The sequence below is a fragment of the Acetobacter malorum genome (assembly GCF_002153605.1).
In the GTDB taxonomy this organism is placed as follows: domain Bacteria; phylum Pseudomonadota; class Alphaproteobacteria; order Acetobacterales; family Acetobacteraceae; genus Acetobacter; species Acetobacter malorum_A.
The window spans coordinates 1-274 of sequence record NZ_JOPG01000048.1 but is presented as its reverse complement, the minus strand read 5'-3'; the positions used below and the strand labels follow the sequence as shown (position 1 = coordinate 274).

Annotated in this window: 1 pseudogene; it reads left to right on the top strand. The window is 59.1% G+C overall.

The features are described 5' to 3' along the window. A pseudogene (locus HK23_RS13575) lies at positions 1-274 on the top strand (IS3 family transposase); the annotation flags it as partial.

Below are 274 nucleotides of genomic sequence, written 5' to 3'. Positions count from 1 at the left end.
GAGAACCGTCGGCTGAAGCGGATGTATGCGGATCTGAGCATGCAGACGGATATCCTGAAGGAGGCCCTTGGAAAAAAATGAAGCGGCCAGCCCAGCGCCGGGAACTGGCCGCACAGGCTGTGGCGCATCACGGGGTCAGCATTGCGCTGGCCTGTCGGATTTTTGGGATATCCGAGACCTGCTTTCGCTATCGTCCACGACTGGCAGCGGAGAACGACAGGATTGCCGATCTTCTGGTGGGACTGACCCAGGCTCACAGGAGATGGGGATTTGG